This window comes from Prevotella sp. khp7 (assembly GCF_900109055.1).
Classification (GTDB): Bacteria; Bacteroidota; Bacteroidia; order Bacteroidales; family Bacteroidaceae; genus Prevotella.
On sequence record NZ_FOIV01000003.1, the window covers coordinates 567,379 to 582,192 of the forward strand.

General features: G+C 45.8%; 16 protein-coding genes. All 16 read left to right on the forward strand.

The genetic code is table 11. The features are described 5' to 3' along the window. Window positions 1-32: 32 nt before the first annotated feature. The 16 genes from BMX82_RS09375 to BMX82_RS09445 all read left to right on the forward strand — a co-directional run bounded on the left by BMX82_RS09375 (window position 33) and on the right by BMX82_RS09445 (window position 14,814). Entirely contained in the window at window positions 33-740 is a 708-nt protein-coding gene (locus BMX82_RS09375; protein ID WP_036911204.1) for an SDR family NAD(P)-dependent oxidoreductase, read from the forward strand. Window positions 741-1,008: 268 nt separating this feature from the next. Then, window positions 1,009-1,851, forward strand: coding sequence for a prephenate dehydratase (locus BMX82_RS09380; RefSeq protein ID WP_036911202.1), 843 nt, complete (start codon window positions 1,009-1,011; stop codon window positions 1,849-1,851). Next, complete coding sequence (locus BMX82_RS09385; RefSeq protein ID WP_374933529.1) at window positions 1,832-3,007, forward strand: pyridoxal phosphate-dependent aminotransferase; 1,176 nt, start codon at window positions 1,832-1,834, stop codon at window positions 3,005-3,007. The genes BMX82_RS09380 and BMX82_RS09385 overlap by 20 nt, the downstream gene beginning before the upstream one ends. A gap of 24 nt (window positions 3,008-3,031) precedes the next feature. Beyond that, a complete protein-coding gene (locus tag BMX82_RS09390; protein ID WP_091768225.1) occupies window positions 3,032-4,096 on the forward strand; it encodes a bifunctional 3-deoxy-7-phosphoheptulonate synthase/chorismate mutase type II in 1,065 nt (354 codons plus the stop codon). Between the two features lie 118 nt (window positions 4,097-4,214). Then, window positions 4,215-5,009 carry a prephenate dehydrogenase gene (locus tag BMX82_RS09395; RefSeq protein ID WP_036911196.1) on the forward strand — a complete coding sequence of 265 codons (795 nt, stop codon included), beginning with the start codon at window positions 4,215-4,217 and terminating at the stop codon, window positions 5,007-5,009. Continuing rightward, complete coding sequence (locus BMX82_RS09400; RefSeq protein WP_091768228.1) at window positions 4,993-5,904, forward strand: DMT family transporter; 912 nt, start codon at window positions 4,993-4,995, stop codon at window positions 5,902-5,904. The genes BMX82_RS09395 and BMX82_RS09400 overlap by 17 nt, the downstream gene beginning before the upstream one ends. Before the next feature lie 69 nt (window positions 5,905-5,973). Continuing rightward, complete coding sequence (locus BMX82_RS09405) at window positions 5,974-6,213, forward strand: GlsB/YeaQ/YmgE family stress response membrane protein (protein ID WP_036911192.1); 240 nt, start codon at window positions 5,974-5,976, stop codon at window positions 6,211-6,213. A gap of 293 nt (window positions 6,214-6,506) precedes the next feature. Further along, window positions 6,507-7,355: a DnaJ domain-containing protein gene (locus tag BMX82_RS09410; protein ID WP_091768231.1), complete on the forward strand. Its 849-nt coding sequence runs from the start codon at window positions 6,507-6,509 to the stop codon at window positions 7,353-7,355. Between the two features lie 10 nt (window positions 7,356-7,365). Continuing rightward, complete coding sequence (locus BMX82_RS09415; RefSeq protein WP_091768234.1) at window positions 7,366-7,935, forward strand: epoxyqueuosine reductase QueH; 570 nt, start codon at window positions 7,366-7,368, stop codon at window positions 7,933-7,935. An 87-nt stretch (window positions 7,936-8,022) separates the two neighbouring features. Next, complete coding sequence (ffh, locus tag BMX82_RS09420; RefSeq protein WP_036911188.1) at window positions 8,023-9,387, forward strand: signal recognition particle protein; 1,365 nt, start codon at window positions 8,023-8,025, stop codon at window positions 9,385-9,387. Window positions 9,388-9,421: 34 nt separating this feature from the next. Continuing rightward, window positions 9,422-10,300, forward strand: a complete 879-nt coding sequence (gene folD, locus BMX82_RS09425; protein WP_091768237.1) for a bifunctional methylenetetrahydrofolate dehydrogenase/methenyltetrahydrofolate cyclohydrolase FolD — start codon at window positions 9,422-9,424, stop codon at window positions 10,298-10,300. Window positions 10,301-10,404: 104 nt separating this feature from the next. Continuing rightward, window positions 10,405-10,584, forward strand: coding sequence for a tetratricopeptide repeat protein (locus BMX82_RS09430; RefSeq protein ID WP_091768240.1), 180 nt, complete (start codon window positions 10,405-10,407; stop codon window positions 10,582-10,584). Between the two features lie 80 nt (window positions 10,585-10,664). Then, a complete protein-coding gene (locus BMX82_RS13040) occupies window positions 10,665-10,814 on the forward strand; it encodes a hypothetical protein (RefSeq protein ID WP_177172069.1) in 150 nt (49 codons plus the stop codon). 329 nt (window positions 10,815-11,143) lie between these two features. Next, window positions 11,144-12,100 carry a glycosyltransferase family 8 protein gene (locus BMX82_RS09435; RefSeq protein WP_091768243.1) on the forward strand — a complete coding sequence of 319 codons (957 nt, stop codon included), beginning with the start codon at window positions 11,144-11,146 and terminating at the stop codon, window positions 12,098-12,100. 34 nt (window positions 12,101-12,134) lie between these two features. Next, window positions 12,135-13,688 carry a lipopolysaccharide biosynthesis protein gene (locus BMX82_RS09440; protein WP_091768246.1) on the forward strand — a complete coding sequence of 518 codons (1,554 nt, stop codon included), beginning with the start codon at window positions 12,135-12,137 and terminating at the stop codon, window positions 13,686-13,688. Continuing rightward, complete coding sequence (locus BMX82_RS09445) at window positions 13,678-14,814, forward strand: glycosyltransferase family 4 protein (protein WP_091768249.1); 1,137 nt, start codon at window positions 13,678-13,680, stop codon at window positions 14,812-14,814. Before BMX82_RS09440 ends, BMX82_RS09445 begins: the two co-directional genes overlap by 11 nt.

A 14,814-nucleotide genomic window follows, 5' to 3' on the forward strand; every position in this document is an offset into this window, starting at 1 on the left:
TTATAATAAATTATGTAAATTTGCAAGCGATTATGAAAAGAGCAATAGTGATAGGTGCTTCGTCGGGCATCGGACGTGAGGTGGCGAAGCTGTTAGTTGGCGAGGGATGGACAGTCGGCGTAGCTGCCCGCAGAATAGAACGGCTTCAGGATCTTGGCGCTTTTTCCATAGAGCAGATTGACGTGACTCAGGAAGATGCACCAGAGCGCCTGCGACACCTTATTAATAATATGGGGGGCATGGATTTGTTTTTCTACGCCTCTGGTATAGGCAAGCAGAATCGCGAACTGAAAGAGAATATAGAATTGGCCACTCTGCAGACCAATGGGGTAGGGTTTACAAGAATGATAGGTGAGGCTTATCGTTATTTTGCAGAGAAAGGCGAGGGACACATTGCTGCCATTACCTCGATAGCTGGTACAAAAGGCTTAGGCCCTGCTCCCAGTTATTCGGCTACGAAAGCTATGCAGAACGTGTATCTTCAGGCTTTGGAGCAACAGGCCCGACAGCGCCATCTGAGGATTCTCTTTACAGATATCCGTCCTGGATTCGTGGATACCGCCTTGTTGGCTGGTGACTTCAAATATCCTATGCTGCTGAAGCCAGAACAGGTGGCTAGGGAGATTGTCTATGCCATCAGGCATAAGAAGCACATCCGTGTGATTGACTGGAAATATCGCTTGCTTACTGCCTTCTGGAGAAGGATTCCACGCTGCATTTGGCGCAGATTTAAACTATAGGATGGAAAAATGTAAGCGGAAAGGCAAATTTTATAGCAAATTATTTGTTTATTTCGCAGAAAAGTGATACTTTTGCACCCGATAAGAATAAAAACGAGAGATTATGTCACAGTTGAACGTCTACTTTTACGGCTATTACTTTTACTTTGCAAGCAATTGTGAAGCGGGAAGTTGCGTATAATTCAACTTATGACTGAGAAGATAAAAAAACAAGGTCCCGCTTCACATACGTGAAAGCGGGATTTTTATTAAAGGAAAAGAAGTAAATATGAAGAGAATTGCTATTCAAGGACTGATTGGATCGTTCCACGATATCGCGGCGCACCTGTATTTCGAAGGAGAACAGATACAGTTGATTTGTTGTTCAACCTTCGAACAGGTATTTGCTCAGATCAAGCAGGATCCTACTGCCATAGGCATGCTTGCTATTGAGAATACCATTGCAGGATCGCTGCTCCATAACTACGAGCTGCTGCGCGATTCAGGCACTACCATCGTTGGAGAGCATAAACTCCACATCTCGCATTGTATCTGCTGTCTGCCAGAGGACGACTGGGACACGATTACCGAGGTTCACTCTCATCCCGTAGCCCTGATGCAGTGTCGTGACTTCCTGGCCCAGCATTCTCAGCTGAAGAATGTGGAGGCCGAGGACACCGCAGGATCGGCAAAGATGATAGCTGAGGGGCAGAAGAAAGGGTGGGCTGCCATCTGTCATGCTGAAGCAGCGAAACTCTATGGCCTGAAGGTGCTTGAGGACCATATTGAGGACAACAAACATAACTTCACCCGTTTCCTCGTGGTGTCGAATCCCAACAAGGCCGACATGCTGCGCCCTCTGACAGACGCCAACAAGTCGAGCATTGTATTCTCACTGCCTCATGAGGAAGGTTCACTCTCTCATGTGCTGGCAATCCTCTCGTTCTATAAGATCAACCTGACGAAGATTCAGTCATTGCCTATCATCGGGCGGGAGTGGGAGTATCTGTTCTATGTTGATGTGATGTACGACGACCTGACGCGATACCGCCAGTCTATAGATGCGATTATTCCACTTACAAAAGACTTAAAGATATTAGGAGAATATAAAGATGGCAAACAAACCAATTGAACCTGCAGAAAGACTTAGTTTAGTCAGCGAATACTACTTCAGTCGCAAACTTAAGGAAGTGGCCCAACTCAATGCTGAAGGCCTGGATATTATCAGTCTGGCCATAGGCAGTCCTGACATGCCGCCATCACCACAGACTGTTGAGAAGCTCTGTGAGGTGGCCCACGATCCTAACGCCCACGGCTATCAACCCACCATGGGTACGCCAGAGTTGCGTGAGGCTATGGCTGATTTCTACAAACGCTGGTACAACGTGGATCTCGATTCTAAGACAGAGATCCAGCCGCTGATAGGTTCTAAGGAGGGTATACTCCATGTAACCTTGGCGTTCGTCAATCCTGGCGACGAGGTGCTGGTGCCCAATCCAGGCTATCCCACATATACCTCGCTGTCGAAGATTCTGGGCGCAAAGATTGTAAACTACAATCTGCGTGAGGATAACGGTTGGCAGCCCGACTTTGAGGAACTGGAAAAAATGGATCTCTCGAAAGTGAAGCTGATGTGGACCAACTATCCTAACATGCCTACTGGTGGCAATGCCCGCATGGAGACTTACGAGCGACTGGTGAAGTTTGCCAAGGATCACGGCATCGTGGTGGTGAATGATAATCCATACTCTTTCATTCTAAACGAGAAACCCATGTCGCTGCTTCAGGTGCCTGGTGCTAAGGACTGCTGCATCGAGTTCAACTCGATGTCGAAGAGCCATAATATGCCAGGCTGGCGTGTTGGTATGTGTGCCACCAACGCCACTTTCATCTCCTGGATACTGAAGATCAAGAGCAACATAGACTCAGGAACCTTCCGTGGTGTGCAGTTAGCTGCTGCTGAGGCTCTTCGAAACTCAGAAGAGTGGCACCATGAGGCTAATATCGAGACCTATAGCCGTCGTCGCCAGTATGCAGAGCAGATTATGGATGTGCTGGGTTGCACTTTCGATAAGAAGCAGGTGGGCATGTTTCTCTGGGGCAAGATTCCTGAGAAGTATGCTGACGTAGAAGACCTGACGGAGCGCGTGCTCCACGAGGCTCGTGTCTTCATCACCCCAGGCTTCATCTTTGGCTCCAATGGCGCCAGATATATCCGCATCTCGCTTTGTGCCAAGGAAGAGAAGTTACAGGCAGCTCTTGAGCGTATTAAGGCACTTAATTGGTAGAAATAATTAAAAAAGAAATAGATTATGGAACTGGATTTACAACCATTGAATTTACCGAGTGACAATGAACGTCCCTTCGTGATTGCAGGCCCTTGCTCTGCAGAGACTGAGGAACAGGTGATGACTACAGCCCGCGAGCTGGCTATGAAGGGCTGCCATAACTTCCGTGCTGGTGTGTGGAAGCCCCGTACCAAGCCAGGAGGCTTCGAAGGACATGGTGAGCCCGCGCTGGTTTGGTTGGAGCAGGTAAAGAAGGAAACCAAGATGCTGGTATCTACCGAGGTGGCTACCCCAGAGCATGTGGAACTGTGTCTGAAGCATGGTGTCGACATCCTTTGGATTGGTGCCCGTACCTCAGCCAATCCCTTTGCCATGCAGGCCATCGCTGATTCCTTGAAAGGGGTAGATATCCCTGTGTTTGTGAAGAACCCTGTCAACCCCGACCTCGAGCTTTGGATTGGTGCCTTGGAGCGCCTTAATCAGGCTGGCGTGAAGCGTCTGGGCGCTATTCATCGTGGATTCTCTTCTTACGAACAGAAGATATACCGCAACATGCCTATGTGGCAGATTCCCATCGAGCTGCGCCGCCGTGTGCCCGAGTTGCCTATCATCAGCGATCCATCTCACATCGGAGGTCGTCGCGAGCTGATTGCACCTCTTTGCCAGCAGGCTATGGACCTTGGTTTCGACGGTCTGATCATCGAGAGTCATTGCGATCCTGACAAGGCTTGGAGCGATGCCAAACAGCAGGTTACTCCCGATGTGCTCGACTACATTCTGTCGCTTCTCGTCATCCGCGACGAGAAGACAACCACCGAGGGCATCACCCAGCTTCGTAAGCAGATTGATGAGCTCGACAACCAACTGATGGATCTGCTTGCTAAGCGCATGAGGGTTTGTCGTGAGATTGGTCAGTACAAGAAGGAGCACAACATGACCGTGCTTCAGGCTAATCGTTATAATGAGATACTTAACAAGCGTGGTGCTCAGGGCTCGCTCTGTGGCATGGATCCTGAATTCGTAGCCCATGTATTCGAGAACATCCACGAGGAATCAGTACGTCAGCAGATTGAGATCATCAATAAGTAAGAGGATTTTGGCACGGATTAACGCGGCTTTATAAATAAGAACACGGCTGGCTTTGCAAAAAAGTTGCGTATCTCTAAAAGAGAGCCGTGTTAATCCGTGCCTAATATAAATAGATGCAATGAAAATTTTAATAATGGGCGCAGGTAAGATGGGAAGCTTCTTCATCGACCTGCTGAGCTTTGAACATGAAGTAGCTGTCTTTGAGCGCGACGCCAAGCGTATGCGCTTTACCTACAATTGTCAGCGCTTCACTACTTTTGAAGAGATTAAAGAGTTTAAACCCGAACTGCTCATCAATGCTGTTACGCTGAAATACACCATCCCTGTGTTTAAGGAGGTTATTCCTTATCTTCCCAAGGAGTGTATCATCAGCGACATCGCCTCGGTAAAGACAGATATGAAGGAGTTTTACGAGCAGACAGGCATGCGCTATGTCTCTACTCACCCCATGTTCGGTCCTACGTTCGCTAATCTGCAGCAGCTCTCTGAGGAGAATGCCATTATCATCAGCGAGGGCGACTATATGGGACGTATCTTCTTCAAGGACCTCTATCAGAAGTTGGGACTTAACATCTACGAGTACTCTTTCGAGGAGCACGATAAGACTGTGGCTTACTCGCTGAGTATCCCGTTCGTTTCAACCTTCGTCTTTGCTGCTGTCATGAAGCATCAGGATGCGCCTGGTACCACCTTCAAGCGCCACATGAGGATTGCTAAGGGTGTGCTTAACGAGGACGACTACCTGCTTCAGGAAATACTTTTCAACCCCTATACCCACGATCAGGTGGCACAGATTCGTACGGAGTTGAAGGAGTTGCTGGAAATTATCGACAACAAGGATGCTGCTGGGATGAAGAAGTATCTCACCAAGATCCGTAACAACGTAAAGCACGACATTGAAATCAAACAATAGACTTTTATATCATCTCGTAGCCTTCATCGTAGTAGCCATTTGGGGATCGACGTTCGTCTTCACCAAACTGCTACTACTTGGTGGGCTTACACCAGCGCAGATTTTCACGCTGCGCTTCACTATTGCCTATCTGCTCATACTGGGCTACTCGCTGCTGGTACGCCAGCCTGAAGGAAGACCCTTTAGGTGGCTCTCCGACAACTGGCGCGACGAGCTTCTCATGGTTGCATTGGGCATCACGGGTGGCTCGCTGTACTTTCTGGCAGAGAACACTTCGATGAACTACACCACGACAACCAACACTTCGCTCATCGTGAGTCTGTCGCCGCTTGTGGCCACCTTCCTGATTTCGCTCTTCTATCAGTCGCAACGCCTGAATCGTCTGCAGTGTGTGGGCTCGCTGATGGCAGCCCTGGGTGTGGTGGCTGTCGTTCTGAATGGCCATTTTGTGCTCCATCTCTCACCATTAGGCGACTCGCTGGCTTTCTGTGCAGCACTCTGCTGGGGCTTCTACTCGCTGATGATGATTCGCGCCAATCAGCGTTACGACACACTGTTCATCACACGCAAGGTGTTTTTCTACGGACTGGTGTCGATGATTCCCTATTTCATCGTCTACCCAGGGTTGAATGTCTCTGTAGTACTTCATCAGCCCTCGCTGCTTTGGAATCTTCTGTTCCTCGGTTGTGTGGCCTCCATGCTGTGTTATCTGGCCTGGAACTGGGTATTGAAGAAACTCGGAGCCGTTACAGCCACCAACTATATTTACTTCAATCCCGTCACAACGATACTCTTTGCCTGGGCCATCCTCTCAGAGCAGATCACCATCTATTTCATCCTTGGCACCGTGCTCATCCTTGTAGGCATGTACCTGGCTGATAAGCGCAAAAAGTGAGCGTTTTTCTTTGTGCTTTCAGTTTTATTTCCTATTTTTGCAGCATAAAACCAAATAAACTGTAAAATTATGGGTATTATAGGTTCGATTATCATTGGATGTCTGGCTGGTTTCTGTGCTGGCAAGTTGATGAAAGGTGGCGGCTTCGGTTTCATCATGAATCTGGTGCTTGGTCTGTTTGGCGGCCTTGTTGGCGGCTGGTTGTTCGGTCAGCTTGGCATCACATGGGGAGGTGTCCTTGGTCAGCTTGGCACAGCTATTATCGGTGCCGTTGCCATCCTTTGGATTGCCTCACTGATAAAGAAATAGCTTGTCAATAGATATTACTAAAAAAGCTTCTCTCGGTTTGTTTGAAATAGAGCGACAGAGAGAGGCTTTTAGGCTGTTTGGGAGTTTGCTACGGGGAAAGTTAAGGTTTACTCCGAGGAAAGTCTGACTTTAGACGTCACTTCCGAGTTGTTTAGATAGGACTTTCGGGCAATGACTCATAATTTCAAGCTTTTTGTCTGAATATTTGATGTCAAAGGAAAAGTGAATTAATCCTAATCGCTTTGCGGTCTCGGATATTTTGTGTACTTTTGCATGCAAAAAAGAAAAATACGATGGCAGCAGGAAAGTGGATAGGAGGATTCATAGGATGGATGGCTGGTGGCCCTTTGGGCGCTTTGGCAGGTTATCTCGTTGGCTCTCTCTTCGACTCGATGCTCGACGGGGTGAACACACCAGATAACTCCGGAACATGGGGCTCTGGCTCAAGTAGAGACCAGGGGTCGTGGCAGCAGCGCTCGTATCAGGACTTTAATCAGGCCTATCAGCAAGCTTATCGCCAGCGTCAGCAACAGGGCAATCGCAACAGTTTCCTCTTTTCATTGCTGGTGCTCTCTTCTTATATCATTAAGGCCGACGGCAAGGCGATGCACTCAGAGATGGAACTGGTGCGCCAGATGCTGCGTCAGAACTTTGGTGTCACTGCCGTTCAACAGGGCAATGATATTCTGAACAAACTTTTCGATGAACAGAAGCGGGAGGGATGGGCGCAGTTCAAACAGACGGTGAGCGATTGCTGTGCGCAGATTAATCGTCAGATGGACTACTCGCAGCGACTCCAGCTGCTGAATTATCTCGTGATGGTGGCCAAAGCTGACGGGAACGTGCCTCAGAGCGAGATAACGGCTTTGAAAGAGTGCGCCCAATGGATGGGACTGCGTGTGGTCGAGGTTGACTCGATGCTCCATCTCGAAGGCAATACCCTTGAAGATGCTTATAAAGTGCTGGGTGTGAGTCCTGATGCGACAGACGATGAGCTGAAGAAAGCTTATCGCAAGCTTGCGCTTGAGCATCATCCTGACAAGGTGGCCGCTTTGGGCGACGATGTGCGTAAGGCTGCTGAGAAGAAGTTCCAAGAGATAAACGCGGCCAAGGACCGTATCTGGAAAGCGCGCGGATTATAGATGTTGAAGAGTGAAGAAACCAGCGATTATAGTACCGGAGGGATTGCATGAGGTGTTGCTGCATGCTTGTTGCGCGCCCTGTTCGTCAGCCATCGTGGAATGGCTGGTGCAGCACGATATCCGTCCTACCATCTTCTATTATAATCCTAACATCTATCCCTTCGAGGAATATGAGATCCGAAAGCAGGAAAGCAAGCGCCATGCTGAGAGTCTGGGGCTGACGTGGATTGATGGCGACTACAACCATGAGCAATGGCGCCAGGATGTGTGTGGCCTGGAGGGAGAGCCTGAACGGGGAAGGCGCTGTGAGCAGTGCTTCGCACTTCGTCTCACCGTGGCCGCCAAGAAGGCTAAGGAGTTGGGTATCAACTATTTTACCACCACGTTGGCTTCAAGTCGATGGAAGAGTCTGGAGCAGATAGAACGTGCTGGCCATCAGGCAGAACAAATCGTAGAGGGTACTACCTTTTGGGCGCAGAACTGGCGAAAAGGCGGGCTCTACGAGCGCCGCAACCAGTTGCTGAAGGAATACAATTTCTACAATCAGCAGTATTGCGGTTGCGAATTCTCGAAAAGATAAAAAAGTAAAAAGGTAAAAAACGGGGCTTAAAGTTTGTGAGTCTCGTTTTTTATTTGTAATTTTGCGCCCTAAATAAATAAGGTATATATGTTTGAGAATTTATCAGATAGACTTGAGAGATCATTTAAGATACTGAAGGGTGAAGGAAAAATCACCGAAATCAATGTAGCAGAGACTCTGAAAGACGTGCGTCGCGCCTTGTTGGATGCCGACGTAAACTATAAGGTGGCTAAGAGCTTTACAGACACCGTGAAGCAGAAGGCTATGGGTATGAATGTGCTCACAGCCGTGAAGCCCAGTCAGCTGATGGTGAAGATTGTTCACGACGAGTTGGCAGAACTTATGGGTGGAAAGGCCGCTGAGCTGAAGATCGAGGGTCGCCCAGGTGCTCCTGCCATCATCCTGATGTCAGGTCTGCAGGGTTCTGGTAAGACTACATTCAGCGGAAAACTCGCCAATCTGCTCAAGACCCGCAATCACAAGAAGCCGCTGCTAGTGGCCTGCGACGTTTATCGTCCTGCAGCCATACAGCAGTTGCACGTAGTGGGAGAGAGCGTAGGCGTGCCCGTTTATTCTGAGCCCGACAATAAGAATGTGATTGAAATTGCCAACCATGCCATTCAGGAGGCTAAGGCCAAGGCGAATGACGTGGTGATTATCGATACTGCAGGTCGACTGGCAGTAGATGAGGAGATGATGAACGAGATTGAGTCACTGAAAAATGCCATCAATCCCAACGAAACACTCTTCGTGGTTGACTCGATGACGGGTCAGGATGCGGTGAATACTGCCAAGGAGTTCAACGATCGTCTTGACTTCGACGGCGTGGTACTGACCAAACTCGATGGTGACACCCGTGGTGGTGCTGCCCTCTCTATCCGCACTGTAGTGACCAAACCCATCAAGTTCGTGGGTACGGGCGAGAAGATGGAGGCTATCGATGTGTTCCACCCGGAACGTATGGCCGACCGTATTCTTGGCATGGGTGATATCGTCAGCCTCGTAGAACGCGCTCAGCAGCAGTATGACGAGGAAGAGGCTAAGCGCCTGGAGAAGAAGATCCGTAAGAACAAGTTCGATTTCGACGACTTCATGGGACAGATTCAGCAGATCAAGAAAATGGGTAACGTGAAAGATCTGGCTGCCATGATTCCCGGTGTGGGCAAGCAGATCAAGGATATCGATATCGACGACAACGCCTTCAAGGGCATCGAGGCCATCATCAACTCGATGACACCAAAGGAGCGTGCTAACCCTGATATCATCAACCAGAGCCGACGCCGCCGTATAGCAGCTGGCTCAGGTACGAAACTCGAAGACGTGAACCGTTTGATGAAGCAGTTCGACCAGACCCGTAAGATGATGAAGATGGTGACGGGCATGGGCTCGTCGAAGATGGCTCAGATGGCCAACGCCATGAGAGCTATGAAGGGTGGAATGCCGAAGTTCTAGAAAGAATCAAATATTTAGAAATAATACACTAGACATGCAGTTAATTGACGGAAAAGCAACAGCAGCAGCTATCAAGGCTGAGATTGCTGAAGAGGTGAAAGAGATTGTTGCCCAAGGAGGCAAGCAGCCCCATCTGGCTGCGGTGCTCGTGGGTCATGATGGCGGCTCTGAAACCTATGTGAAGAATAAGGTGTTGGCTTGTGAGGCGTGTGGCTTCAAGTCAACACTCATTCGTTTTGAGGATGACATTACCGAAGCTGAGCTTCTGGCTTGCGTCGACAAGCTCAACAAGGACGAGGATGTAGATGGATTCATCGTACAGCTGCCTCTTCCCAAGCATATCGACGAACAGAAGATTATCGAGGCAATCGACTACCGTAAAGATGTGGACGGTTTCCATCCCATCAACGTAGGTCGTATGGCCATCGGACTGCCTTGCTTCATTTCAGCCACACCGCTCGGCATCATCACTTTGCTGAAGCGCTATGGTATCGAGACTAGCGGAAAGAAGTGCGTCATCCTGGGACGCTCGAACATCGTTGGTAAGCCTATGGCTCAGCTCATGATGCAGAAACAGTATGGCGATGCTACCGTTACTGTTTGTCATTCGCGTTCAAAGACCCTGAAGGAGGAGTGCCGTGCAGCTGATATCATCATCGCCGCTATTGGTCAGCCCGACTTCGTAACGGCTGATATGGTGAAGGATGGTGCTGTGATAGTAGACGTCGGTACTACTCGTGTGCCCGATGCCACAAGAAAGAGCGGCTTCCGCCTGAATGGCGACGTGAAGTTCGACGAGGTAGCTCCTAAATGCAGCTATATCACACCTGTTCCTGGTGGAGTAGGCCCCATGACCATCTGTTCGCTGATGAAGAACACCCTCGCAGCGGGCAAACATGAGTATTATGTTTAGGCACGGATTAACACGGCTTTATAAATAAAGACACGGCTGGTTGTTGATAAAAGCAGTGTTTCTCGATAAGAGAGCCGTGTAATCCGTGCCAAAAAGAATAGAAGATGACTGCACAAGAGTTTTACGAACTTGGCAATGAGGCTCGCAAACGCGGCCAATGGCATGAAGCCATCAACAACTATATTCGCGCTATAGAGCTTGACCCCGACAGCCCAGCTGTCGAGGCCAAGCACATGCTCGACGACATCATGGCCTTCTACTGCAAGGACATGTACAACCCCTGACCCCATCATTATGAAGTCTGGAATCCTGAAACTTTATCTATTAACCCTGTTGCTGATGTTGCCCCTGGCCCTATCAGCAATTGGAATTCATCTATCTTGAGATAGATAATGATGAGGCCGAAAAGAATTATCTGTATAGCATCGCCCTACAGAAAAAACTGAAGGACGACAATTATGGCGACTTGAATCGCTCGTATTGCTTTAGAGTATGGATAGATCGCAGATTATAGAGAACATCAAGAATGTCGCTGCCCAGGTTCTGCCAAAGGGTAGTGCACTCTATCTGTATGCTTCTTGCTCAATAATTTGGAAAATGAAATTCTGCGATATAAATATGTACCATGATTTATTTCTGTTCTCAGAAAAATGTTGTACCTTTGCAGTGCTTTTTCGATAAGCTGCTGTAATTGCGGCGGTTTTCATAATCGCAGAATCATTGACCTCACTGGGAATCAGTAGGATTAATGTGATGAGCAGAATAATACATAATAAACGAACCAGACTCCACATTTAACTATAATGTGGTGTCCCCCTACTTTTTCTCAATTATAAATGAAAGATGGATATAGTCGTATGTACTGATCATAGGTTCGTGATGCCTACTGGAGTAATGATGTACTCCCTGTGTTATAACAATCAAGATGTGGATATCGTTCTCCATGTGATATGTTCCAATAGTGTATCGGATAATGATAAGGCTGATTTGAATGGAGTAATTCAACAGTTTAGCGGGAAGAGAATCATGTTTTATGATATTGATAAAAACTTTGTGGAGAAGATACCTGCTATAACAAATAGAGCAGACATTACTATAACAGCCTATTTTAGATTGTTTCTCACGGAAATCCTGCCAGATACGATTAATAAGGTTTTATATCTGGACGGTGATGTAATTGTAAGAGATTCACTATTGCCGTTATGGAATTTGGATATCAGTGATTATCCAGTAGCAGCGGCAACAGATTGTATGGTGGCAGCTGAACCAGAAGAATTCGAACGTTTGGGTTATCCGATGGCGTATGGCTATTTTAATTCAGGTGTATGTATTATAAATCTAGATTATTGGAGAAAGCATAATTGTATAAAGGATTTTGTTGATTTGTTGGACGATGGAGATAAACTTAGATATTATGATCAAGATGTTTTAAATATGTTATTCCATACTTCTAAACTTAATCTTCCAATTAAGTATAATCTAATGACAGTGTTTTTATATAAGAATCCCAAATGGAATAATACTAAGTTCGAGCAAAAAATATCAGAATCACTGCAGGAATCGGTAATTATACATTATGCTGGCGGAGATAAACCTTGGTTTAAATATAATAAGAATGAGCCTCCATTGAGCACGCTCTTTTATAAATATCAAAAATGCACAATCTGGAGGGGGCTAAAATATGATTTCAGATCGCCGAATATAAAACTAAGAAATTTTATAGGAGATAAAATGAGAGCCTTTGGGCTTAAGCCCAAAGGGCCTTCTTATGAATTACGAGACGTGAGTAAAATCGTATAAATAATCTGTTATCCTAAAGACTGGAAATATATAAATGATTATACAGGATTATAGTAAAGGAAATAAACGCATTGCCAAGAATACACTGGTGGTCTATGGCCAACTGATGCTAAGGATGTTCCTAGGACTTTATACATCGCGTCTTGCCCTAGAAGCACTTGGCGTGTCGGATTATGGTCTGAACAGTGTTGTTGGAGGCGTGGTGGTGTTATTTACTTTTATTTCCGCTTCTCTTGCAGGTACAACCATTCGCTTCATTAATGTTGAACGAGGTAAGAAGTTCGGCAATCTTAATCGCGTGTTCAATGTTTGTCATGTGTTACATGTTGGGATGGCCTTGCTTCTGTTTGCATTACTGGAAATTGGAGGCGTATTTTATATCCATCATTATCTGAATGTGGATCCAGGCAAAGAGGCAGATGCAATGTTTGTATTCCAAATAGCAACAATCGCTTGTTGTATGGGTATTCTGAATATCCCTTTTGGGAGCCTTTTCAACGCCAGCGAGAAGTTCCTGTTTACTGCAACTGTTTTCATCGTAGCCAAAATTATTCAGTTATGTCTGTTGTTCTGGCTGCTAACTTATGATGGCAATCGTGTCCGAGCCTTTGCGTTGATTGAAACGCTTACAGAACTGGCCCCATTCCTGATTTACCATATTTATAGTTATAGTAAATGGCCGGAGATTGTGAAGTGGCACTTCGTTAAGGAATGGCAGCAATATAAAGAAATGCTAGTGTTTAGTTCTTATAACCTGATTTCAGGTCTTGCTGGCATGACTAGGGGGGAAGGAAGTATGTTGCTGATTAACTATTTCTTTGGAACAGTGGTTAATGGTGCCTATGCTATTGCTAAAGCCATCGAGCGTGTCATCGGTCCGTTTGCTAGTAATTTCCATAGTGCTGCAGCCCCTCAGATTACGCAGAGTTATAGTAGCGGTGATGTGGAAAGGGTTTATTTCCTGGCTAGTCGTGTTGGCAAGTATTGCATGCTGATGATGGCTTTAGCTTTTTTCCCTCTTTGGGCAGAGCTTGATTTTATCTTGCATTTATGGTTGATAAAGGTTCCTGAAGGTGCATTGGTTTTCTGTCGGATGATGATGCTGATGGTATTCTGGGCTATTACAGACGGCTCACTCAATCACGTTGCAGAAGCATCAGGTAAAATATCCAGATTCAAGATGGCCTTTACAATTATTACATTGTCATGTATTCCTATTGGTTATGGAATTTTGAAGATTGGTAGTCCTGCCTATATGTTGCTGGTAGTATTTCTTATTGCAGACATTATTTGGCGTATAGCCCAACTTTATATGATGAAAACTATTCTCAACTTCCCCGTATGGCGGTATTGTAAGGATGTCTATTGGAATGTCATCTTGGTTTGTCTGCCTGTTGTACTCTGTTTGATACTGACCTCTCGCATTCAATCAAACTCGTCCTTGTGGCATTTAGTCCATCTGGTGGGAATATTAACTTTTACCTTGGTATCTTCATATTTCTTTGGTCTTAAGGCTGAAGAAAGAAAGACGATAAGGGAATTTGTGAAAAAATACCTAAATAACACACATTTTTACCATGCAGAATAAAGAGAATATATTGATAGATTGTTCATTCTTTGATAGCTCATGGACGGCATCGGAATCAACAGTAGTCTATGCAGGCCGGTTATTACAAGGTTTGTTAAAATATAGCTCTTATCAGGTTTATGTTCTTATTTGGAAGGGAACAGAGAGCTTTATCGATAATCTTGTAGGACAAAACGTTGAAAAAATTGTCTTAAATAATAAATACCCTCAGGCTTATAAACGGCATTTTTATAGAGTCTCAGGTTATCTGCCTAGGATGTTAAAAAAAGAGATACACAAACGGGGAATAACTATTGTATTACATCCTCACTGTTTTGATGCTTTTTTTCGCTTTGGTAAGCCCATTAAGTATTTTGCGGTCTTACATGATTTGTTTCTATATGATATCCGAAAAGACAGGTTCTTATATTATCCATGGCGTTTGTATCGCAAGATAATGATAAGAAGAATTCCTCATCTTATATCAATTTCTCAAAGTACACATGACGAACTTTTGCGCCGTGATAGCCAAGAGTCAATGGTTATTTATAACAGCATCGCATTCGATTTTGATATTGCTGAGCAAAAAATAGGGGACATAGCTGGGAAAAAATATATATTGGACGTTAATCGCTTTCAGAGGTACAAAAATGCAGAAATACTTATACGAGCATTTTACATCTTGAAAGATGAAATACCTCATTTGTTATATTTAAAAGGAGATCAGAAAAATGAAGAAGACCGTAAGAAGCTTGTTACACTTGTGGAAGAACTTAACATAAAAGATAGGGTTATCTTTGACTCATCTTATCGGACGGAAGGAGAATTGCGCTATCTGTATACTCACGCAGACTTATTTGTCTCCCCATCGCTAAAAGAAGGATTTGGTTGGACTCCTATAGAAGCTGTTATCTTGAAAACACCAACCATTGTTTCAGATATCCCTGTATTTAAAGAGGTCACATGTGGTATGATTCCTATGTTTAATCCATATTCCTCAGATAATCTGGCTATTCACATGAAGGATATGCTAACGAATCCTCCAAGCGAAAAGGCGAGAACAGGTTTAGCAGCATTCTTTTTGGATCGATACTCGTTAGAGACTCAAATCTCTCATCTGATAGCCTTTATTGCTTCAGAAGAATAG

What these genes read in the sequence shown, in the direction of transcription:
- BMX82_RS09395 (WP_036911196.1), top strand. Translation starts at nt 4,215, where the DNA reads ATGAAAATTTTAATAATGGGCGCAGGTAAGATGGGAAGCTTCTTCATC.
- folD (WP_091768237.1), top strand. Translation starts at nt 9,422, where the DNA reads ATGCAGTTAATTGACGGAAAAGCAACAGCAGCAGCTATCAAGGCTGAG.
- BMX82_RS09410 (WP_091768231.1), top strand. Translation starts at nt 6,507, where the DNA reads ATGGCAGCAGGAAAGTGGATAGGAGGATTCATAGGATGGATGGCTGGT.
- BMX82_RS09375 (WP_036911204.1), top strand. Translation starts at nt 33, where the DNA reads ATGAAAAGAGCAATAGTGATAGGTGCTTCGTCGGGCATCGGACGTGAG.
- BMX82_RS09435 (WP_091768243.1), top strand. Translation starts at nt 11,144, where the DNA reads ATGGATATAGTCGTATGTACTGATCATAGGTTCGTGATGCCTACTGGA.
- ffh (WP_036911188.1), top strand. Translation starts at nt 8,023, where the DNA reads ATGTTTGAGAATTTATCAGATAGACTTGAGAGATCATTTAAGATACTG.
- BMX82_RS09380 (WP_036911202.1), top strand. Translation starts at nt 1,009, where the DNA reads ATGAAGAGAATTGCTATTCAAGGACTGATTGGATCGTTCCACGATATC.
- BMX82_RS09405 (WP_036911192.1), top strand. Translation starts at nt 5,974, where the DNA reads ATGGGTATTATAGGTTCGATTATCATTGGATGTCTGGCTGGTTTCTGT.
- BMX82_RS09440 (WP_091768246.1), top strand. Translation starts at nt 12,135, where the DNA reads ATGATTATACAGGATTATAGTAAAGGAAATAAACGCATTGCCAAGAAT.
- BMX82_RS09445 (WP_091768249.1), top strand. Translation starts at nt 13,678, where the DNA reads ATGCAGAATAAAGAGAATATATTGATAGATTGTTCATTCTTTGATAGC.
- BMX82_RS09390 (WP_091768225.1), top strand. Translation starts at nt 3,032, where the DNA reads ATGGAACTGGATTTACAACCATTGAATTTACCGAGTGACAATGAACGT.
- BMX82_RS09430 (WP_091768240.1), top strand. Translation starts at nt 10,405, where the DNA reads ATGACTGCACAAGAGTTTTACGAACTTGGCAATGAGGCTCGCAAACGC.
- BMX82_RS09385 (WP_374933529.1), top strand. Translation starts at nt 1,832, where the DNA reads ATGGCAAACAAACCAATTGAACCTGCAGAAAGACTTAGTTTAGTCAGC.